18 protein-coding genes are annotated in these 20,282 nt (G+C 41.4%); 6 read left to right on the forward strand and 12 right to left on the reverse strand.

Translation table 11 applies throughout. The features are described from left to right. Positions 1-29: 29 nt before the first annotated feature. The 6 genes from AKG98_RS19475 to AKG98_RS19500 form a co-directional block, all read right to left on the reverse strand. Positions 30-764, reverse strand: a complete 735-nt coding sequence (locus tag AKG98_RS19475) for an HAD family hydrolase (protein ID WP_067049981.1) — start codon at positions 762-764, stop codon at positions 30-32. After that, positions 754-2,235, reverse strand: coding sequence for a CehA/McbA family metallohydrolase (locus AKG98_RS19480; protein ID WP_067049984.1), 1,482 nt, complete (start codon positions 2,233-2,235; stop codon positions 754-756). Before AKG98_RS19480 ends, AKG98_RS19475 begins: the two co-directional genes overlap by 11 nt. Positions 2,236-2,314: 79 nt before the next feature. Then, complete coding sequence (locus AKG98_RS19485; RefSeq protein ID WP_067049987.1) at positions 2,315-3,595, reverse strand: extracellular solute-binding protein; 1,281 nt, start codon at positions 3,593-3,595, stop codon at positions 2,315-2,317. Between the two features lie 6 nt (positions 3,596-3,601). After that, entirely contained in the window at positions 3,602-4,540 is a 939-nt protein-coding gene (locus AKG98_RS19490) for a carbohydrate ABC transporter permease (RefSeq protein ID WP_067049991.1), read from the reverse strand. Positions 4,541-4,551: 11 nt separating this feature from the next. After that, positions 4,552-5,436: a carbohydrate ABC transporter permease gene (locus AKG98_RS19495; protein ID WP_067049994.1), complete on the reverse strand. Its 885-nt coding sequence runs from the start codon at positions 5,434-5,436 to the stop codon at positions 4,552-4,554. Positions 5,437-5,553: 117 nt separating this feature from the next. Further along, positions 5,554-6,456, reverse strand: a complete 903-nt coding sequence (locus tag AKG98_RS19500) for a LysR substrate-binding domain-containing protein (protein ID WP_067049997.1) — start codon at positions 6,454-6,456, stop codon at positions 5,554-5,556. Positions 6,457-6,925: 469 nt separating this feature from the next. Here AKG98_RS19500 and AKG98_RS19505 point away from each other — a divergent pair, with 469 nt between their 5' ends. Together AKG98_RS19505 and AKG98_RS19510 are read left to right on the forward strand one after the other, a co-directional pair. Beyond that, positions 6,926-8,050 (forward strand): ferredoxin reductase, encoded by a 1,125-nt coding sequence (locus tag AKG98_RS19505; protein ID WP_067050002.1) that lies wholly within the window; start codon positions 6,926-6,928, stop codon positions 8,048-8,050. Positions 8,051-8,060: 10 nt separating this feature from the next. After that, positions 8,061-9,167 (forward strand): acyl-CoA desaturase, encoded by a 1,107-nt coding sequence (locus AKG98_RS19510; RefSeq protein ID WP_067050005.1) that lies wholly within the window; start codon positions 8,061-8,063, stop codon positions 9,165-9,167. 169 nt (positions 9,168-9,336) lie between these two features. Here AKG98_RS19510 and AKG98_RS19515 read toward each other — a convergent pair whose 3' ends face one another. The 6 genes from AKG98_RS19515 to AKG98_RS19540 are packed head-to-tail and all read right to left on the reverse strand — an operon-like array spanning position 9,337 to position 14,656. Continuing rightward, entirely contained in the window at positions 9,337-10,005 is a 669-nt protein-coding gene (locus tag AKG98_RS19515) for an HAD family phosphatase (protein ID WP_067050008.1), read from the reverse strand. Positions 10,006-10,018: 13 nt separating this feature from the next. After that, positions 10,019-11,035 (reverse strand): ABC transporter ATP-binding protein, encoded by a 1,017-nt coding sequence (locus AKG98_RS19520; protein ID WP_067050011.1) that lies wholly within the window; start codon positions 11,033-11,035, stop codon positions 10,019-10,021. Further along, on the reverse strand, positions 11,032-11,823 hold the full coding sequence (locus AKG98_RS19525; protein ID WP_067050014.1) for an ABC transporter permease: 792 nt from the start codon (positions 11,821-11,823) through the stop codon (positions 11,032-11,034). Before AKG98_RS19525 ends, AKG98_RS19520 begins: the two co-directional genes overlap by 4 nt. Next, positions 11,810-12,703 (reverse strand): ABC transporter permease subunit, encoded by an 894-nt coding sequence (locus AKG98_RS19530; RefSeq protein ID WP_067050017.1) that lies wholly within the window; start codon positions 12,701-12,703, stop codon positions 11,810-11,812. The genes AKG98_RS19525 and AKG98_RS19530 overlap by 14 nt, the downstream gene beginning before the upstream one ends. Before the next feature lie 4 nt (positions 12,704-12,707). Next, positions 12,708-13,577 carry an alkaline phosphatase family protein gene (locus AKG98_RS19535; RefSeq protein WP_067050020.1) on the reverse strand — a complete coding sequence of 290 codons (870 nt, stop codon included), beginning with the start codon at positions 13,575-13,577 and terminating at the stop codon, positions 12,708-12,710. Between the two features lie 29 nt (positions 13,578-13,606). Further along, positions 13,607-14,656, reverse strand: coding sequence for an ABC transporter substrate-binding protein (locus AKG98_RS19540; protein ID WP_067050023.1), 1,050 nt, complete (start codon positions 14,654-14,656; stop codon positions 13,607-13,609). A gap of 309 nt (positions 14,657-14,965) precedes the next feature. On the opposite strand from AKG98_RS19540, the gene AKG98_RS19545 reads away from it, so the two are divergent. The 4 genes from AKG98_RS19545 (at position 14,966) to putA (ending at position 20,255) form a co-directional block, all read left to right on the forward strand. Continuing rightward, positions 14,966-15,544 carry a cache domain-containing protein gene (locus tag AKG98_RS19545; protein ID WP_067050026.1) on the forward strand — a complete coding sequence of 193 codons (579 nt, stop codon included), beginning with the start codon at positions 14,966-14,968 and terminating at the stop codon, positions 15,542-15,544. Positions 15,545-15,761: 217 nt separating this feature from the next. Beyond that, positions 15,762-16,376 carry a trimeric intracellular cation channel family protein gene (locus AKG98_RS19550; RefSeq protein WP_067050029.1) on the forward strand — a complete coding sequence of 205 codons (615 nt, stop codon included), beginning with the start codon at positions 15,762-15,764 and terminating at the stop codon, positions 16,374-16,376. Positions 16,377-16,500: 124 nt separating this feature from the next. Continuing rightward, positions 16,501-16,953 carry a YbaN family protein gene (locus AKG98_RS19555; protein ID WP_067050032.1) on the forward strand — a complete coding sequence of 151 codons (453 nt, stop codon included), beginning with the start codon at positions 16,501-16,503 and terminating at the stop codon, positions 16,951-16,953. A gap of 185 nt (positions 16,954-17,138) precedes the next feature. After that, the gene (gene putA / locus AKG98_RS19560) at positions 17,139-20,255 is read left to right on the forward strand and encodes a bifunctional proline dehydrogenase/L-glutamate gamma-semialdehyde dehydrogenase PutA (RefSeq protein ID WP_067050035.1); all 3,117 of its coding nucleotides are present in this window, start codon (positions 17,139-17,141) and stop codon (positions 20,253-20,255) included. The last annotated feature ends 27 nt before the right edge of the window (positions 20,256-20,282 follow it).

A 20,282-nucleotide genomic window follows, 5' to 3' on the forward strand; every position in this document is an offset into this window, starting at 1 on the left:
TGTGATTTCCGTATTATTAGTTGTTATTATTATAAATTAATCGTCATTAATAAACTTGTGTCAAAGTCGGCAACTGAATGCAGGACAATATCAGCGTAAGGCTGTAATTCGTCGTCGGTTGCAGTCCCAGTTAAAACACCGACCGTGCTAGCGCCCGCATTACGGCCAAATTCCATATCAGAAACCGTATCGCCAAACATGGTGACTTGCTGTGGCGTGAGATCGCAGCGATTGCAAAATGCATTAAGTAGTGCTGGCGCTGGTTTTGGCGCGATATCACCATCTGAATAACCGACATAATCGAATAAGTCATAGAGTTCAGCTTGCACGAGACTGTAGACAGTTGAATCTTTAGTGTCCGCCGTAGCAATGCCGAGTTTGAAGCCTTGTTCTTTTAGAGTAAGCAGCTTCGCTTTAATACCTGGCAATGATTGGATCAGTGCGGGATTATCTTGAACTTGCTTATTGAAAAGTTGTTTTACCGTGTGGCTGAACTGGGCCTTATCACTGCTTAGTTGTAATAATTGATACCAAGCATCAGCCGTATCTTCGACGGGGTTGGAGGCAAGCAAACCATGATTATCAACATGATTACCGCGTACACCTATTGCCGCTAACAATGCAACGTCATCAACGTCATGGTTATTTTCTGCTACGTAGGCAATTAATGTGTCTGCCGCTGCGCCTTGCGCTACGTGTAGCCACATTTGATGAAACTCCAGTAATGTTCCGTCTTTATCGAACAGTAATCCTTTAATTTCCATTATTATTTATTAACTCCATTAGTTCGCCCCAAGTACCAACTAAAGGCTGGCTAAAGATGGCTTGTGTACCGTTATAAATCGGGTTTATGACGCCCTCAAACTCGGACGCCGCAAGGTCATCTAATCGACCTCGGCGGATATCAATACGTAACCAGGCATATGTACTCATATCCACTTGAAAATGGATATTTTTGGTCGTGAGTTTAATGCGTTTTATCACATTGCCGTCAGCGATACATTCTGCATAATAGCTCGTGCTGTTATCTGTCACCGCCAGATGATAATCGACTATATTTGTGCCGACATCTTGACCTGGTAAGACTGCACCAGAATTAAGTTGAAAAACCAACCCACATTGACGCTCTAGATAAACATGACCTTGGCGTAAACCTTGTAAAATACCGTTACCCGATAAGGTATCGGCATAGACAAATGTACTTGGATCACCATAGACAGATGGCTCTGTTGCATTGGCATTGCGTTCATGGGGCGCTAAGTGTGAGTCACTGCCACCAACAGCCGCGATACGATGACCGCTGTTCCATATGTGCGTTAATAGGATTAATGCATCTTCAGTGGCTTTGGGTGATGTTGACCATGTAGGGTCACAGCAGACCTCAAAGGTATTTACTTTTTCTAGCGCGATATTTGCGTAATGCCAGTGCCAAGGTTTCATCGCTGGGTGATTAATACTGATATTACCTTCACCTTGTGCCACTAGACCGAGTCCCTGTTCAATCAATGCAGCACTGGAATAAGTGGCATTAAACATATTGAGCGTGCGGCGCGGGCCGTGCACATTAAAATGGCCTTGGTCTGTGGTGACCTCAATCGCAGGTAACATTAATGTATGTTCACAAACGGGCAGTGCAGGGTGACAAATATTGTGCTCGGTGAGAAAAAAGAAATCGAGCGCTTGTTGCTGGGCTATTTGGGTTGCTGCAGCGAGGGTATTATTCCCATCTGATAATTGCGTATGGGCATGTAAATCACCACGATACCAAGCGGCGTTATTATTTTTACTGTGGTTGTAATCAAAATGAATGCTGTGATCAAGCGGAGCGTCTTTATCGGCAACTAAACAAGCATGCGTTTGCGTTGCTAACAATTTCTCATGACTGCTATATTCGGGATCAATATGCTCACTTAATTCAACATCAATCGCATAGCACATGGCTTTTGGCGTTCTGGTTTCACCTTCAAGATTATACAAATGTAATTGCCAATCGCCTGGAGGTAAATGACCTGAAATACCACCAAGTGAGGCAGATTCCGGCGTTAAAATTAAGGTTTTTCTGGCTTTTTCAAATAACAAATTTGCACGTAACTGTTGCTTACTGTCATACAGATAGGCATATAAAAAGCCTTTCTTTACTGTAGTTGCAGTAAGGGTGAGGGTATTAATATTGGCGTTAACATTAAAATTCAAAACGCGATGGCCAAAGACCAACTCACCGGTAAAATTCAACATGGTAAATCCTTGTTGCTATTAGTTGTACTGGTGATGAATGCAGCGCACTCATCACCCATATTTACGTTTACTTTTGAGACTAGCGATTAGCGCGATCTAGTGCTCGCTGTGCTCGTTTTGCCGCTTGTTTTAGGGCTTTCTCCGCGGGTATATTTTCGATTAGGATCTGATCTGCCGCGATAGATAATGCATCTATGATCTTGCCTTTGGTTGGATCAAAGAAGTCCTGGCTTGCTGTGCTTGCTTGTTTTAACGGGATCAAGGATTGGGGATTTTTAGCCGTGTAATCTTGGTATGCAGGAACCTGTTTTACGCTGTTTCGTACCGGGATATAACCCGTTTTCATTGACCAGCGTGCAGTATTTTCTGCAGATGTGTAAAACTTCATGAACTCAAATGCCCCTTTTGATGCTTCATCATTGGTGCCTTTTGGCATGACAAAACTCACTGCGCCAGCTTGCGGTGCTGCAGGATGATTACCCCAGCCAGGTTGTGTGGTTGCACCCAGTTTAGTGAAATCAAGATCACCTTGATCACCTGATGAGCCGGTATAACCCAATGCGCGATCTTTCACTACGTCATCAATAGTTTTGTACCAGTATTCCCAACCTTGACCACCGTGATGAATACGCATCGTTTCATCTTCATGGATCCACTTGCGGAAGCTATCCCAAACCGTTATCCATTCTGGGGTGTTAATTAAAATAGTTTTACCGTCATCACTGATCACTTTACCGCCGTTAGAGAATGCAGCATCGATTAAGTTGTCTTCGCCCCACATCGGCTCCCAGCCATAAAATGTCGTATTCCCTTTTGCATCTTTTTGGGTTACTGCTGCCGCTACTTTAGCGACGCCTTGCCAGGTGCTAAGGTCTTTGTCAGTAAAGCCATGCTCTGCAAGTACTTGCTTGTTGTAATAAAGAATTTGCGTAGTGCCGTAAGCAGGTAAACCATAAACTTGACCATCTTTTGCGGTTACTTGCTGGCGGAAAGAACCAAGAAAATCATCAAAATTAAATGTGCTGTCCATATAAGGGCGGATATCTCGAGCCAGATTTCGTTCGGCCATCATCTGCGCTTGGCTTGAATAGAGTAATACAAATTCAGGGGCCGTTTTTGACGCTAATCCGGCCTGTAGTTTCTGATAGGTTTCGTCGTAGTTGCCTTGCAAAGCACTTTTAATCACATACTCATTCTGGCTACTGTTAAATTCAGTAATCAGTGTCGTCATTAATTGCTGCTGCTTTGAACCACCAGAATACCAAAAGTCCACTTCGGTTTTCGCCATTGCACTACCAGCGAAAGCGAATGCACCCACTGCGTAGCTAGAACATACAATTGCTAATGTTTTCAGTTTCATATTTATTTACTCTTTTACACCGTTATCGGCTATGCCGGACAAAATTGTTTTTTGACAAATAATGAATAAAATCAACAGTGGTAGTACAGCGATGGTACTTGCTGCCATTATCTGTGACCAATTTAAGCCATAGTTACCTTCGGCAATAAAAAACTGTCTAATACCGGTCGCAATCAAATTAAGATCTTGCGAGGTGATCAACAGGCTTGGCCACATGTAGCTGTTGTAGTTAGTTATAAAGGTAATCAGGAATAAGGTCGCTAATGCTGCTTTGCACTGGGGTAGCACGATCGCCCAGAGAATTTTTACTTCTCCGGCGCCATCAATTCGCGCCGCTTCAATCAGTGATGGGTGCACTTTTAAAAATACTTGGCGTAGATAAAATACCCCGAACACACTCGCAGCATTGGAAATAATCAAGCCGGTATGGCTATCGAGTAAACCCATATTGGCCAAGGTGATATACGACGGAATATATGTCACTGCACCCGGTAGCATGTAACAAGCCATGACCACAAAATAGAGAGCCGTTTGTGACTTAAATTTAAGTTGGGTGATGGCATAAGCAAACATTGCCGAGTTAATCATCACGATAAGTGTGGTGAATAATGCCACCGTAAAACTGTTCATGATGTACAAACCAAACGGTGCACTGTTGAAGGTTTCTACGAAGGTTTCCCAACGAAATTGCTCTGGTAAAATATTCAGTGGATTACTGAATATTTCATCATTGGACTTCATCGAGCCTGACAGCATCCACACAAATGGGAACACCATGAACAAACCCGAGATGGTTAAAAAACCATGTTTTAGCAGTGCTAAACCCGTGGGTTTTAATACTGCTTTAGTCGGTATGTTCGTTGTTGTTACTTGTGTTTCTATAGCGTTTTTCTGTTTACCGGTTTGGCCGTTAGCCAAGGGTAAATCGATGGATTTAGTTGTCATCTGTCTTTTCCTTAGTAATATATCCAACGTTTACCCATCTCGGTGTTAACCAGTGTTAACACGCCTGTGATCAGTAAAATGATTAATGAGGTTGCTGCCGCAGGACCCATATCGTATTGCTCAAATGCTTGTTGATAGAACAAATATAATAAGGTTCGAGTACTGCCACTTGGGCCGCCTTGTGTGAGTACCTGGAATTGGTCAAAGGCTTGTATCGCGGTGATCATGTTGACGATGATAAGGAAGAAAGTTGTTGGCGAAATTAACGGTAAGGTGATCTTTATAAAACGCGTCCACGAGTTACAACCATCAATTAATGAGGCTTCATGGAGTGATTCAGGGATCTTGTTTAATGCACTGATGAAAAATAACATAGTCCAACCAACGGCTTGCCACACGGTAACTATAATCACCACGATCATGGCGGTATCACCGCTTTCTAACCAAGGGATAGGCTCAAATCCTAATTTACCCAATAGTAAGTTTGCTAACCCTGATTTAGTTTCGAATACCCATGACCAAACGATTGATACAGCGACGGTTGGTGTGATCCAAGGTGAGAAAATAACCGCACGATAAAGTTGGCTACCTCGGAAGTTTTTATGCAGTAATAAAGCAAACGCTAACCCTAACATGACAGTTGGGATCACAACCCCCAGTGCAAATACGAAGGTATTATTTAACGCATCCATAAAGTAACTATCTTCAAACATGTATTGATAGTTTTCTAAACCGACGTAACTGTATTCTGGCGAAATGTAATCCCAGTCTGTAAAGCTGATATAAATGCTCCAGCCAAATGGCACAATCCAAAAGGTCAGTAGCGGGATCAACAAAGGTGCGATAAATAACACTACCTTTAATTTGTCCGAGATTGAGTGCGAATTAATCTTCATGATAAAATTTTTCCTTAACTGTATGTGAGCATCATAGATTGGCACTGTGACAAATTTGGGTGTGTCATCATCATATTTTCCATCGTCAGGCATAAGAAAATGTGATGATTAAATCGATTACGCATTAGAAAACATAGCCTGTATAGCGCTATCGGAATCTTGCTGGTGTAGCCAATCGCAAAAAAAATTAACTTTAGGGCTGCGTTTATTGGCGGTGATAACGTAATGACCTGAATCAGACGGCATGCTGCCATTCAGTGCTAAGACTAGTTCGCCAGACGTCAGTGCTTTTTTTGCCACTAACGAGCGTACCAGCATCAACCCCATACCTTGCTTCACCGCTTCTAGACCATGTAATGAATTACTGATTTCGAGTCGGACATTAGGTGGCACGGGATCGATATCATGGTGACACAGCCATTGCATCCAGCTTTCTTCATAGCCTTTAACTTGAATGGCAGGTAGTTGCGAAATATCTTTGTTGGTTAGTGCATCAAGATGCTGTTGTTTGAATGCAGGACTGCAAACCATCAACCATTGCTCTTGGCATAGGCGTTCGACTTGGGTGTTTTCACTGTCAATAAAACCATTGGTGATCTCAACATCTGCTTCACTGCAAGGCTGTCGTGATGGCCAGTCGACTAAGGTCAAATCTAATTTAATGAACGAAAATTTGTTACTGAAATCAGCCAGTTTTGGAATTAACCAGTTATGACCAATCGAGGTGTTGGCCTTAATGCGTAGCACATCGGATTGTTGCGCTCCGAATAATATTTGTGTTTGCAGCTTAAGATGTTGCAGGGTTCCGGTTACTACTGGCAGATATTGCTGCGCAGCTTGGGTTAAGGTAACGCCACGCTGATTGCGAATAAATAAAGTGCAATTGAGGAATTGTTCAAGGCTTTTTAGTTGTTGGCTTACAGCCGCTTGTGTCACGTGGAGTTCACGCGATGCAGCACCAATCGAGCCTAACCGAGATACGGCTTCGAAAGCCAAAAGTGCACGTTGTGGAGGAAGCATACATTGCCTTAACAAGTAAATTGTTAAAGTAATTCATTTTTATGACAGTAATATTAAAAAAATAGGCAATGTGAAATTAATATTACTGTTAGTCCTGATTTTATTTAATGTAATAACCTTAATCAGTGGCTTATTGTAGTAGAAAATACGTTAATTATGACACTTCCAAGTAAAATTAAGCTTATTCCAATAATGGCTACCCAATCGAGTTGTTGCTCATTTTTTATTTGAATTGTAGGGTGTTTTTTCATAAATTTTATATAAATCTGTAATTTAAATGTAAACAAAAACAACTTTAGTTAACACTTGTTTATATTTTTACCTGTTATTTGACTGGCTGTCATGTATTAAGTTGTTGTTTATTAAGTGTTATTTGTCAATTTATTTGAATTGGAACGTTTTTAAAATACTGATAGATCATTCTAGTGTACAGCTGTAAGCTCTATTTAACTTTTAGGGAGAGTGCTATATGCTTAATGAACTAACCAATAAATTGTCGCTGACGTTATTTAATAACGATACATTCAAGGCTTACTTCGCCCCATTTTCAAGCAAGCCAATTGCGGTACTTATGGGTGAGATGCACGCGGCAAGAGTCGTGGGAATAAAGACTGAAAATAATGACATGTATTCATTAACATTAGCGATATCAGGCAAGGTGAACGAACAATATTTTTCATTTAAGGCTGGTCAATATGTTGAGCTGCAAGTAAAGAAAAATGGCAGTTATGTTAAACGTCCTTTTACCATTTCTTCGCCGATATCGCAGTTACAGCAAGATAAAACCATCACTTTAACAATTAAAAAGCAATTTGAAGGTCGGATCACGCCTTGGTTGGAAAGTGCTGTTGAGAAAGGAGATCTATTTGGTATTTCTCCTGCCAAAGGTGACTTTGTATTAAATACAGCGGTACCACAAAACCGAAATGTTCAAACAACTAAAGAGGTTATATTCATTGCTGGTGGCAGTGGTATTACCCCTTTTCACAGCTTGCTGTTATCGCATGTAGTGAATAACCCGACGATCAATTTTACCCTGCTTTATTATGCTCGAGCTAATCAGCATGCGCTGAGAGAAAACCTTGTATCGTTAGAAGTAGAGCACGCTAATTTTACGCTGAAGTTATTACAGAGTGAACGTGATGGTCATTGTTCTCAAGCGCATATTAACGCCATCACAAGCGATTTAGCACGTTGTGATGTATATATCTGTGGTCCAAATAGCATGATGGATAACACACAAGCATTATTAGTTGAGATGGGATTGCCACTGGATGGATTACACCTTGAGCAATTTGGTCTCGCCAGCTTTAGTAATGTCGATTTAAATGTCGCGCGTAAAATTTCATTCACCACGACGAACAAAGACATTGTTGTCAATGAAGACAATCAGCAAACGCTATTAACCATTGCCGAGGATAATTATGTCCCCGCGAAATATGGTTGTCGTATTGGTATTTGCCAAGAGTGTAAGTGTAAGAAAGTAAGTGGTGTGGTTTATAACAGCCAGACTAAAACATATTCAGATACTGGCGAAGAAGATATTCAAGCTTGTATCAGTGTTCCAGTGACTGACGTCGTTATTAATTTATAGGGAGAGCGTAATGGCAAAGTTAAATGAAGAGCAGTTAGAACAACTGGCGATAGACCTTGATGGCGTAAAAGCAAAAGCCATGAAACAAGTGGGTAGTACCGATGAACGTTATATTAAAAAGATTGTACGCCTGCAACGTACGCTAGAAATATCTGGGCGTATTTGTCTCGTACTGGGCTTTCTTTCATTGTATTTCTGGGGTGTAGGTGTGCTGCTATTAAGCGCCTCTAAGATTTTAGATAATATGGAAATTGGCCATAACGTATTGCATGGTCAATATGATTGGATGAATGATCCGACGCTTAATTCACAAACATTTGAATGGGATAATGCGTGTAGTTCAGAATCGTGGAAGCGTGTGCATAATTATGAACACCATACTTATACCAATATTATCGGTAAAGACCGTGATTTTGGTTACGGGTTATTACGTTTAAGTGATGATTTTTCTTGGCGTCTACGTAACTCATGGCAGTTCATTACGTACCTTGTGTTAAGTACGTTATTTCAATGGGGTATTGCATTCCATGAGATGGCGGGCGAGCGAGTATTCTTTGGTAAAAGAAAAGAAGGTCGTGCATCACATGTTGATATCGAGCAATTAAAGAAAGTATTTTACAGCAAATCAACACGCCAAATTTTAAAAGATTACGTTATCTTTCCAATCTTAGCCGGACCGTTTTTCGTGATGGTACTGTTAGGTAACCTATGTGCTAATTTACTGCGTAACTTTTGGACTTCAACGATTATTTTCTGCGGACACTTTCCTACCGAAGTATATACTTTCACGGAAAAAGAATGTGAGGATGAATCTCGTGGCCATTGGTATTATCGTCAAATTTTAGGTTCGGCAAACTTAACCGGACCTAAATGGTTCCATATTTTGACGGGGCATTTAAGCTGTCAGGTAGAACACCATTTATTCCCTGAAGTGCCTGCACATCGTTATGTGGCTATGTCGAAAGAAGTGCAAGTAATTGCGGCTAAATACGGGATTGCTTACAATACCGGGAGTTTCTTTAGCCAGTATGCATCGGTAGTACAACGCGTTATTTATTTCTCATTCCCAGTAGGTAAAGTCACGGGTAAGAACGCGGCACTTTACCCTCGTTTTTAACGCTTATTAAGGTCAGTGATACTGGCTAGTTAAATGGCAATAAATACGAAAAAAGCCTGACAGTGTGAATCGTCAGGCTTTTTTGTGCGCTCAATATAAGTGCGAATATGCGCTATTTATGAAGGCTTGTGCTGTTATTAAGCGCGTTGTTATTTCTCAATTAACGGTACTAAGTTAACGGTGACCAAGTTAATTGCGGCCAGTGCTGTGTTTCAGCATAACGGGCTAATTGTGGGCATGGGTTAACAACATGCGGGTATTGACTGAATAAACATAAAGGCAGATCGTTAATTGAATCCGTATAAAAATAAGTATCAGTAAAGCTCTCGGTTTGCTCTGCTAACCAAGATTCTAAGCGTGTGACTTTACCTTCTCGGTAACTGGCCACGCCGAGTATGTTTGCCGAATAACAGCCATCCTCAACTAACATATCGATACCCATCGCATGGTCGATGCCAAGTAGCTTGGCTACTTTTTTCACAATGAAGCTGACCGTCGCCGAGATCAATACCGTGGTAATATTGTCCTGCTTAAGTTGTGCTAACAATTGTAGTGCTTGCGGAAATACTGTTGGCATAATGTGCTTTTCTACACATTCATCCACTAAGCTATCGACTTGTTCTTTAGGAAGCAGGGCAAGGGGCGCCATCGCAAAATTAAGGTACTCAGGCATATCCAATTTACCGGCTGAATACAGAGTCATTAAACGTTGATCTTCAGTGAGAAATTCTGGGTCTGTAATGATCCCTTTCTTCACTAAAAATTGATGCCATAACATCGCGCTATCAGCACCAATCAGGGTTTCGTCCAAGTCAAAAATATATAATGGTTGGCTCATGGTATTCACTCTCTTAACTGACTTGTTGTAATTCATTTAAATTAAACAGTAACTCGAGTCGCGAGCCCGTTTCGAATAGTCGCTCTGATGAACGGTTGAGTAAATCGACGGTGATATCACAGCCTTTTACTTCTACTTGATAGCGGATCACATTGCCTAATAATTGATGACTTTTAATAATGCCTTGGGTCGGCGCTGAAATATGTTCACCATAAGTACGACCCGCTTCACGCACATAAATTGATTCTGGGCGAATCGCCAGTTTGCCACTAATTTTCATATTAAGTACATCTTGCGTCTGTTGCGCAGACAATAAATTATAATTACCCATGAACCCGGCTACAAATTCATTGTGTGGTTGGGTGTATATTTGCTCGGCACTGCCTTGTTGTACAATCGAGCCTTCATTCATCAAAAAGATACGATCAGACATGGTCATGGCTTCTTCTTGATCATGGGTAACAAACACAGTAGTGAGATTAAGTTCTTTTTGAATATCACAGATTTGTTGACGTAAATGTTTACGAATACGGGCATCCAATGCTGACAGTGGTTCATCAAGCAGTAATATTTTTGGTTGTACCACTAATGCTCTAGCCAACGCAACCCGTTGTTTTTGACCACCTGATAATTGATGTGGATGCTGGTGTTCTTTGCCTTTTAGCTCGACTAATTCAATCACCCGCGCCACTTGTTTGTTTATTTCATCTTTGCTCAGTTTTTTCATTTTTAAACCGAAGGCGATGTTATTTGCTACCGTCATATTCGGGAATAAAGCATAAGATTGAAACACCATGCCGATGTCTCTTTTTTGTGGGGCTAAATGGGTAATATTCTGTTCACCAACCCATATTTCACCAGCTTCGACGTTATTTAGACCAGCAAGACTGCGTAACAAGGTTGATTTACCACAACCACTGGGGCCGAGTAAGGTAACAAATTCACCTTGCTTGATACTGAAGTTAATATCTGAAAATACGGTATTACTACCAAAGCTTTTTTGTAGATTTTTTACAGTAACAAAACTCATGATGGAGCTCCTCGGCTAATACGGCTGGCCAACCAAGTGAAAAGAAAAATAAAGGCGAAGTAAGTCATTACTAACGCGGAGGTGAAGTGACCACTGGTTTGGCGCATGTTATATAAATAGATTTGCAGGGTTTCATAACGTGTACCCACCAAAATGTTAGAAAATACGAATTCACCTAATAAGAACGAGAAAGATAAAAACAGTGAGGCAAATAACCCTTTCTTCAAGTTCGGTAAAACAACCATAAAGAATGCTTGCGTCGTACTCGCACCAAGTAAGTGCGCGGCATCCATTAGGTCCGCTAAATTAATCGCTTCAAAGCTGTTAGCGATAGCGCGATACATAAATGGCAACGCAATGGTGAAATAAGTACCAATCAAGATCCACGGTGTACCAACAATTTGTATTGAACTATCAGCATATATTTGCAGTAAACCCACGGACGACACCACGGGGGGGACGGCAAAGGGCAATAAGATCAGTACATTCATCAGCCCATTTAATTTAGGGAAATAATAAAAAACCACAAAGATGGCGGGAATGATCAACACACTGCTTAATATCAATGCGCTAATACAGATAAACAGTGAGCGACCAAATGCCGCAATAAAGCGCGGATCTTGCCATAACTGACTATACCAATCGAGAGTCAAACCATCGGGTAAAATCGTCGCCCCCCAACTAGAGGAAATCGAATAAATAAACGTCGCGAGGATAGGGATGAATAATAACGTCACTGTGCCATAGACAATGAATTTATGAAACGACGAAGAATTAGCGTTTTGCATGATAACTCCGGCCAATAAGCATTTGGTTAATGATGGTAATAAATGCCAGTAATAAGATGAGTAAGACCGAAATTGCGGCGGCTAGATTCGGTTCCAGAAAAATATCGCCCGACACTAAACTGGCAATACGTACGGTGATGACATTGTAGTTACCCGTCGTTAACGCATAAACACTGGCGTACGCACCCATGGCATTAGCAATCAAAATAATAAAGGTGCCGAGTAAGGCGGGTGATAATACTGGCAGGGCAATGTAACGCCAGAACTGCCATGTTTTTGCGCCCAGTAATGCGGATGCCGCTTGCCAATCGTCGCTCAATGCATCAAATGCAGGGTAGAGTAGTAGTACGGCGAGCGGTACTTGAAAATAGATATAAAGGGCCAGCAGTCCCCATTGACCATATAAATTAAAATCGTCAATAATACCGTATTTTTTCAGTAATAATGTCAGCGCACCGTTAAAACCGAGAATGATAATAAAAGCGAAGGCCAGAGGCACACCACTAAAATTCGCGGTCATATTGGTAAACGAAATGATCCAATCGCGTAACCAAGAATCAAAGCGGCGCAGTGATGAAACGAAAAACGCGGCAATAATAATACCGACTAAGCTAGACGTTATGGATAGCCATAGACTATTGGTAAACCCTTGCAAGATAAACGCAGAATCAAAGATCTCCAGGTAATTCTCGAAGCTGAACGCTTCTTCATAAATGAAACTGTTGACCAGTACCCATAACATTGGGGCTATTTGGAACATAAAAAATAACAGTGCAAACGGCAGCAAGATTAATGCAGGTTTGAACTTCGTTAATGCCAAACGCTTATGGTTTGGCTTTGTGGTTGTTACTTGTGTAACTGGGACAGAAACAGTGTTCATAGACTTATTTACACTCTTGGACTGTTTGATTAAGCGAGCTAGATTGTTTGATTAATCGCTCAGGGTGTTTGATTAATAGATCCTGATTGTAGGATTTGTCATGGTCGGTTAATCCCAATAATTGGCAAACGTTGCCGCAAATATCTGTTTGTTTCATTGCCGTAGGCTGGTGGCTAAAATGTTCACCGATCACAAACAAAGGCACAGCGCGTTCTTCAGGTAAGATGCCGCCATGTGATTTATCATTGTTCATGCCATGATCACTGGTGATCATGATCTGATAGCCTGCTTGTAACCAAACATCCACATAGTTAGACAAAATGATATCTGCGCGACGCGCTGAATTACGGTATTGGCTCGAGTCCAGTCCAAATTTATGCCCCGCATCATCGATGTTCATCGGGTGGATCAGTAAGAAATCAGGTTGGTGCTGTTGACGTAGATGCTCAGCGTCCAAAAACAACATTTCGTCAGGGTAATGATCAAGGTGATAGAAACAACCATGTTGAATATTCAAACTTGGATCTTGGGTAAAGCGATCGCGCACGGCATTGTAAGGTGCGATGTTATATAGCTCGCTCATCCAATGGTAAGCGGCAGCAGCTGTGGTGAGAGAGGCTTGTTTAGCTAAACTAAATATACTGCTATGGTGGGATAGACGAACAATATCATTATTGACTATGCCACTTTGTGCTGGCGTTACCCCTGTTAATAAACATTCATACAGCGGGCGCGACATTGATGGTAGTTCGCTGATAATCGGATAAAGTGTCGCTCGATCTTGTTCGATTAATGCATTCAAGTAACCCATGCACTCACGGGCTACTTGATGATTAAGACCATCGAGAACAACAAGTATGACTTTATTGTTCATTCAATTCTCGTTATTTGATATGGTTTTTGCTATTTAATATTGATCAGTACGTTTTCTTGCCACTGACGTGGTAATTTACGCGCGCTTTTTCCCCAGGCCTTAAAGTCTGTTACTGGATGAACATTGGTATATTGTTCATCGGGTAACAATTTCGCTTGAATTGACGCTGGTAAACTCACATTGTTACGGATTGGACGTGCGTAGCCTTCGGCTAAATTGATTTGGCCTTGGTCACTGAAGATGTATTCACGCGCAAGTTTTGCTGCATTTGGATTTTTGGCATATTTATTAATGATGGTGGTGTAACCAGAGATAACGGAACCATCTTGTGGAATCGATACCGTGAAACGGTTACGATCAATTTTATCGCGATAGCTCAGCGCATTAAAGTCCCAAAGAATGCCGACTTCAACTTCGCCTTTTTCAAGATTAGCGACAACAGGATTATTAAATGATAGGCGACCTTGCTTTGCGAGTGTCGCGAAAAATTTAAGGGCCGGTTTCAGGTTATTTTCACTACCACCTAGGGCAAATGCAGCAGCTAGGACTGCATTATTTGCTTGTGATGCGACGCCTACGTCACCGACAGTGACTCTATAATCACCTTTTAAGATATCGTCCCATGATTTAGGCGGGTTTTTTACTAAGTTATTATTAGAGATAAATGAGATGGTGCCAGTATAAGCAAGTGCCCAGTGACCATCTTTATCTTTAGCCCAATTGGGTATGCTATCCCATGTGCTTGGTTTATACGCTTGTGTTACGCCTTTTTTTACTGCTATACGCGCAAAAGCAAATCCTACATCACCGATATCTGCGGTTGCATTGTGTTTTTCGGCTGCAAATTTTGCAACTTCTTGTGCTGAACTCATATCCGTATCTTGGTGTTTTAAGCCATATATAGTACTCAGATCACTCCAAGTACCTTTCCAGTTCGCCCAGCTATCCGGCATGCCGACACTGTATACAGCGCCTTCTTTTTTTGCAGCGACAATAATTGAATCAAGATTGTCATCCGCATTAACTGCTGTTGTCATCAAGCTTACGATTAATGTAGTACTGGTTAGCAACGTTTTCATTATCTCTATCTTCCTAGACAGGTGAGTAAGTTCGTTGTGTATGTTATGTCTTTTTTGTGACAGTTTTTGTGGGTTTTTATGACAGTTTTATGAAAGTGTGGTGACAATAAATAGTATTTAAATAAGGCGGTATTTTAAATATCAATGTCTATATTCAGGGTAATACTCTGCTATTCAAAGGTTTAGTGGCAGGTATGACCTTTCGTTTGATTGCTATTTAGATTTATATTGTTGTGCTGTATGATTGCGAAAATCAGTCGTAACAAAAGGTTGAACTAATAAGGATGTGAATGTTCATTAAGTTTATTAATGTTAAAAACAATATCACTAGAAAAAAAATTGCTATTAATAGCAGGTAGCCTGTCTTTCGTATTTGTTATGTTGAGCACAAGTTATTTTTTATATGTACGTAATAATGTTATCGATGACCGTCGCGATGCATTGGCACCTCGCATCAATTTTATCGGTACTATCATCAATGGTTACTATCAGCAATATCTTGATGGTGAGTTAGGGCTAGTCGACGCGCAATCGCAGGCTATTGATAAAATACACCAAATAAATAAAGACAATGATAATTACATTTTTGTGTTTAGGGATGATTATCTCTTACTTGAATCCATTAACCGTTCTGTCTTGCGTAATCAGAATGTCAAAGAGATCAAGGATATTAAAGGTGTAAAGCTCTATCAGCTGTTACATACAGCAGCGGTAGCGAGAGCGAATGGGGGTTATTCTCATTATTATGCTTATTCTAAAGTTTCACATGAAGAGCAGGAAAAAATTTCCTACTCTGAGTATTTTGCCCCTTGGGGTTGGATCTATGGTGAGGGTATGTATATTAATGATGTCGATGAGTCTATTCTCAAGATGCTGACCTCATACTAGTCTCGAGATTTTCATATATATTGTCATCATAAAACCTTAGCCTGCTGGGGTTTTGTTGTTTATGGCCATTAGAATTGCTGACTGGTAGGATGAACAGAGCGCGCAATTCGACGAAAATAGTTGCCGTTATGGTTGCCAGCGAATGATATCACTAGGTAGACTACTAGCTTGGGTATATATATTCAAATAGTGAGTTTAGCGCGACAAGGAGTTGCAAATGTTGGTCTATAGCCTAGAAATGATATGTATTGTTGCGTTTGCGCTCAGTGGGGTATTGGTCGAGTCTAATCGCGGTAAAGATATTGTCAGCATCGTGATGCTAGGTTGGATCACGGCATTAGGCGGCGGCACATTACGTGATCTTATTTTGTCAGCTGAGATGATATTTTGGATCCGCGACCCCAGTTATTTTTGGACCGCGTTGTCGAGTGCTATTATCGGCTTTTTCAGCATTACCCATATCCGTAAGAATAGCCTCAACAAACTCATTATTATGTTTGATACTATCGGCGTATCGCTATTCTCGATATTAGTCACCCAACAATTATACAGTGCTGGTTACGCGGCTTATGTTTCGGTATCAATGGGCATAGTCACTGCGATCTTTGGTGGGGTATTACGGGATATTCTGGCTCACCGCCAAACCTTGTTTAATAATACCGAACTGTACGCAAGCCCGGTTATTTTAGGCTGTTGCCTGTATATATTATTGGTTAACTTGCAGGTTGATATAACATTGGCTGCGTTGACGTGTATGGTATTAATCGTCTCTATGCGTTTGTATATAGTGGTAAAACAGATCCGTTTTCCCGCATTTCTATTATTAAAATAACCGTGCTGATTTATGATGAGGTATTGTCGTAATAGTAAATTATTGTAATGAACGGGTGTATATCTAAGCTAGTATCTTAAAGTACGGTGGTAATAATGCGGATTAAAAGTGGTGACAAGAAACGATGATGAATAAACCTTCGACAAAACCAAGTACAACAGAGTCTGGCGATATGGTTAGTGAACCAATAGTGGCTGAAAACTTTTTAGTCTCGCAGCCATGGCGGGCATTATTGCTGTGTGCTGGCTGCCTTGCGGTGAGTCTTGGCGTGCTCGGTATATTTCTACCTCTATTACCCACAGTGCCATTTTTATTGTTAGCGGCGGCGTGTTTTAGTCGTTCTTCACGAAAATTACAGTTGTGGCTGTTTAACCATCGCTATCTCGGACCGTACTTAACCAATTATTTATTGCGTAAAGGCATCAGTAAAAAGCAGCTGTTGAGTTCACTTTTCAGCATGTGGATTGCGATGTTATTAGCGATATATTTTGCCCCTATCTGGGCGGTAAAAATATTCTTATTAGTCACGGCTTGTCTTGTTAGTCGTCACCTTCTATCCTTACAACGATTGCCGTAATCACCAGTTTTATGATTTTTATATGGCATTTGGGCTGAAATTTCCGCATAAACTGAAGTGAAATACTAATTATTTTATATAAAACGCATTTTCTTTCTAGATCTGCTAACTAACTCATATTATTTTTGTATCTTTAATGTAACACTCCCGCAGCATTAAATTTCGTAAGTTAAGAGGCCCTTGGTATGTTTAAAGCGTTAGATGCACTTTCTCCGTCGTTTATAGATCGTCCATTGGATGAACTTTGGCAGTTAATATCTCCTTTGTATATGGTTGATGAGTCAAAATGGTTAGCAGAATTGTTACCAATGGCACGCCCATCTGCAGAAGAAAAATCTCAGATCACCACCAATGCAACTGTGTTAATTGAACGCGTGCGCGCTGATAAACAAGCCATCCAAATGATTGATGCCTTGTTACTGGAATACAGCCTAGATACCAAAGAAGGTATTTTGTTGATGTGTCTTGCTGAAGCATTGATGCGTATTCCGGATGCGGCAACAGCAGATGCATTAATCCGTGACAAATTAAGCGTTGCAGATTGGAAGTCACATCTAAAAAACTCGGATTCGACATTTGTGAATGCATCCACTTGGGGACTATTACTGACAGGTAAAGTGGTCAGCATGGATCGCAAAGACACTAAGTCGGCGAGCAGCACCATTAGCCGATTAGTAAATAAAGTATCCGAACCTATTATTCGCCAAGCGATGAACCAAGCCATGAAGATCATGGGACACCAATTTGTATTGGGTCGTAACATTGTTGAAGCGCAAAAAAATAGCCGTTCATTTCGAGATAAAGGTTTTACCTATTCGTTTGATATGTTGGGTGAATCGGCATTAACAACCGCCGATGCGAAGAAATATTTTAATGATTACATCAAAGCCGTCGAATCGGTGGGCGGCAACAAATACGGCAACGACAAAACGCCTTCGCCAACAGTTTCAATTAAGTTATCTGCATTGCACCCGCGTTATGAAGTGGCTAACGAAGCACGTGTGATGACTGAAATGCACGACACTGTATTAGAATTACTATTACGTGCACGTGATTTAGATGTTGGCATTACTATCGATGCGGAAGAAGCTGACCGTTTAGAGTTATCTTTAGCATTATTTGAAAAACTGTACCGTCATCCAAAATTACAAGGTTGGGGTAAATTCGGTATCGTAGTTCAGGCCTATTCAAAGCGTGCCCTGCCAACCTTAGTTTGGCTCGCCGCATTAGCTAAAGAGCAGGGCGATGTGATCCCGCTGCGCTTAGTTAAAGGTGCTTATTGGGATACTGAACTTAAATTATCACAGCAAAATGGCTATGATGCTTATCCCGTTTATACTCGCAAAGAAGCCACGGACGTTGCCTATTTAGCGTGTGCGCGCTTCTTGTTAAGTGAGCAAATTCGCGGTTGTATCTATCCACAGTTTGCCAGTCACAATGCGCACACTGTATCAGCAATTGCGACCATGGCTGAGCATAAAGAATTTGAATTCCAGCGTTTACATGGCATGGGTGATGCGCTGTATAACCACGCATTAGAGATCTATGGAATAAATGTTCGTATTTACGCACCAGTGGGTAGCCATAAAGATTTGTTACCATACTTGGTTCGCCGTTTATTAGAAAATGGTGCAAACAGCTCGTTTGTGCATCGCTTAGTTGATGCCGATTGCCCGATTACGGAATTAACAGAACATCCGGTTGATACCTTAGAAAGTCGTCCGACATTACATAACAGTTTGATCCCATTGCCGACTAAGATCTTTGCCGGACGTAAAAACTCATGCAACATCAATGTTGATATCATCAGTGAAATTACGCCGTTTAATACCGAGTTAAGCTTACAGATGCAAAAAACCTGGCAAGCAGCACCTGTGGTTAATGGGCAAGTGATCACCACTGAATTAGACAATGCAAAACCAGTCAGCGCCCCTTACGACCGCCGTATCCACGTCGGTCAAGTATTGTGGTCAACACCTGCAGACGTCACAAAAGCATTAGATACCGCTGCGGATTATTTCCCAACATGGTCAGCAGTTCCAGTGGCGGAGCGTGCAGCATGTTTAAATAAAGTCGCTGATTTACTGGAATCGAACTTAGCTGAATTAGTGGCGTTATGTCATAAAGAAGCCGGTAAAACGATTCACGACAGCTTAGATGAAGTGCGTGAAGCGGTGGATTTCTGTCGTTACTACGCAATGCAAGCCACTGAAAACTTCTCGGTAGCAAAAAACCAAGTACGTTTTGATGGTATCGCTCAGCAAGTAACGCGTCAGGGACAAGGTGTGTTTGTTTGTATCAGTCCTTGGAACTTCCCTCTGGCTATTTTTCTTGGTCAAGTTGCGGCTGCATTGGTGGCGGGTAATACTGTTATCGCGAAACCAGCAGAGCAAACCAGTTTGATTGCGGCGCGTACCATGGAATTAATGTTAGAAGCAGGTCTGCCTAAAGAAGCTGTGCACTTATTGCCTGGTGGCGGTGCTGCGGTTGGTTCTCTGCTGACATCTGACGAGCGTATTGCTGGTGTAGTATTCACGGGTTCAACAGAAACGGCGCAGGTCATTAACCGTGCATTGGCCAAGCGTGATACTAACGTAGCGACGCTGATTGCTGAAACGGGTGGTCAAAACACCATGATCGTTGACAGTACAGCACTGCCAGAACAAGTGGTTCGTGATGTGATGCGCTCTGCGTTTGCTTCTGCGGGTCAACGCTGTTCAGCACTGCGTGTATTGTTTGTGCAAGAAGATATTGCTGACCGTATTACCACCTTGATCCAAGGTGCAATGCAAGAATTACATATTGGTCTACCGCAACATCATCATACCGATGTGGGTCCGGTGATTGATTTACTTGCTAAGAACAAACTGCAAGCGCACATTGATAAAATGCGTGCGATAAGCAAACTAGTCGGTGAAGTAAGTCTGACTGACGAATGTAACTTTGGTGACTTTATTGCGCCAATCGCATTTGAAATTAACAGCATTAATCAGCTAGAGAACGAACAGTTCGGTCCTATTTTACATATCGTGCGTTATAAAGCCGCTGATTTAAACAATGTGATTGCTGAGATTAATGCGACAGGCTTTGGTTTAACGATGGGGATCCACAGTCGTAATGAACGTACTTATACTGATATCGAACGCCAAATAAAAGTGGGTAACTGCTACATCAACCGTGACCAAGTTGGTGCTGTTGTTGGTGTACAACCATTCGGTGGTCAAGGTTTATCAGGTACGGGTCCAAAAGCGGGTGGTCCACATTATCTATATCGTTTCACTAAGCAAGTTGTTAGCGCTTAAGCTGCGTCATTGTAAATTAAGGAGTTA

The organism is Moritella sp. JT01 (assembly GCF_001574435.1).
GTDB lineage: Bacteria > Pseudomonadota > Gammaproteobacteria > Enterobacterales > Moritellaceae > Moritella.

Excerpts from the sequence above, each read along its gene's own strand:
- AKG98_RS19495 (WP_067049994.1), bottom strand. The coding sequence starts at position 5,436 with ATGAAGATTAATTCGCACTCAATCTCGGACAAATTAAAGGTAGTGTTA.
- AKG98_RS19480 (WP_067049984.1), bottom strand. The coding sequence starts at position 2,235 with ATGTTGAATTTTACCGGTGAGTTGGTCTTTGGCCATCGCGTTTTGAAT.
- AKG98_RS19475 (WP_067049981.1), bottom strand. The coding sequence starts at position 764 with ATGGAAATTAAAGGATTACTGTTCGATAAAGACGGAACATTACTGGAG.
- AKG98_RS19520 (WP_067050011.1), bottom strand. The coding sequence starts at position 11,035 with ATGAGTTTTGTTACTGTAAAAAATCTACAAAAAAGCTTTGGTAGTAAT.
- AKG98_RS19530 (WP_067050017.1), bottom strand. The coding sequence starts at position 12,703 with ATGAACACTGTTTCTGTCCCAGTTACACAAGTAACAACCACAAAGCCA.
- putA (WP_067050035.1), top strand. The coding sequence starts at position 17,139 with ATGTTTAAAGCGTTAGATGCACTTTCTCCGTCGTTTATAGATCGTCCA.
- AKG98_RS19525 (WP_067050014.1), bottom strand. The coding sequence starts at position 11,823 with ATGCAAAACGCTAATTCTTCGTCGTTTCATAAATTCATTGTCTATGGC.
- AKG98_RS19505 (WP_067050002.1), top strand. The coding sequence starts at position 6,926 with ATGCTTAATGAACTAACCAATAAATTGTCGCTGACGTTATTTAATAAC.
- AKG98_RS19550 (WP_067050029.1), top strand. The coding sequence starts at position 15,762 with ATGTTGGTCTATAGCCTAGAAATGATATGTATTGTTGCGTTTGCGCTC.
- AKG98_RS19510 (WP_067050005.1), top strand. The coding sequence starts at position 8,061 with ATGGCAAAGTTAAATGAAGAGCAGTTAGAACAACTGGCGATAGACCTT.
- AKG98_RS19545 (WP_067050026.1), top strand. The coding sequence starts at position 14,966 with ATGTTAAAAACAATATCACTAGAAAAAAAATTGCTATTAATAGCAGGT.
- AKG98_RS19485 (WP_067049987.1), bottom strand. The coding sequence starts at position 3,595 with ATGAAACTGAAAACATTAGCAATTGTATGTTCTAGCTACGCAGTGGGT.
- AKG98_RS19515 (WP_067050008.1), bottom strand. The coding sequence starts at position 10,005 with ATGAGCCAACCATTATATATTTTTGACTTGGACGAAACCCTGATTGGT.
- AKG98_RS19490 (WP_067049991.1), bottom strand. The coding sequence starts at position 4,540 with ATGACAACTAAATCCATCGATTTACCCTTGGCTAACGGCCAAACCGGT.
- AKG98_RS19540 (WP_067050023.1), bottom strand. The coding sequence starts at position 14,656 with ATGAAAACGTTGCTAACCAGTACTACATTAATCGTAAGCTTGATGACA.
- AKG98_RS19535 (WP_067050020.1), bottom strand. The coding sequence starts at position 13,577 with ATGAACAATAAAGTCATACTTGTTGTTCTCGATGGTCTTAATCATCAA.
- AKG98_RS19500 (WP_067049997.1), bottom strand. The coding sequence starts at position 6,456 with ATGCTTCCTCCACAACGTGCACTTTTGGCTTTCGAAGCCGTATCTCGG.
- AKG98_RS19555 (WP_067050032.1), top strand. The coding sequence starts at position 16,501 with ATGATGAATAAACCTTCGACAAAACCAAGTACAACAGAGTCTGGCGAT.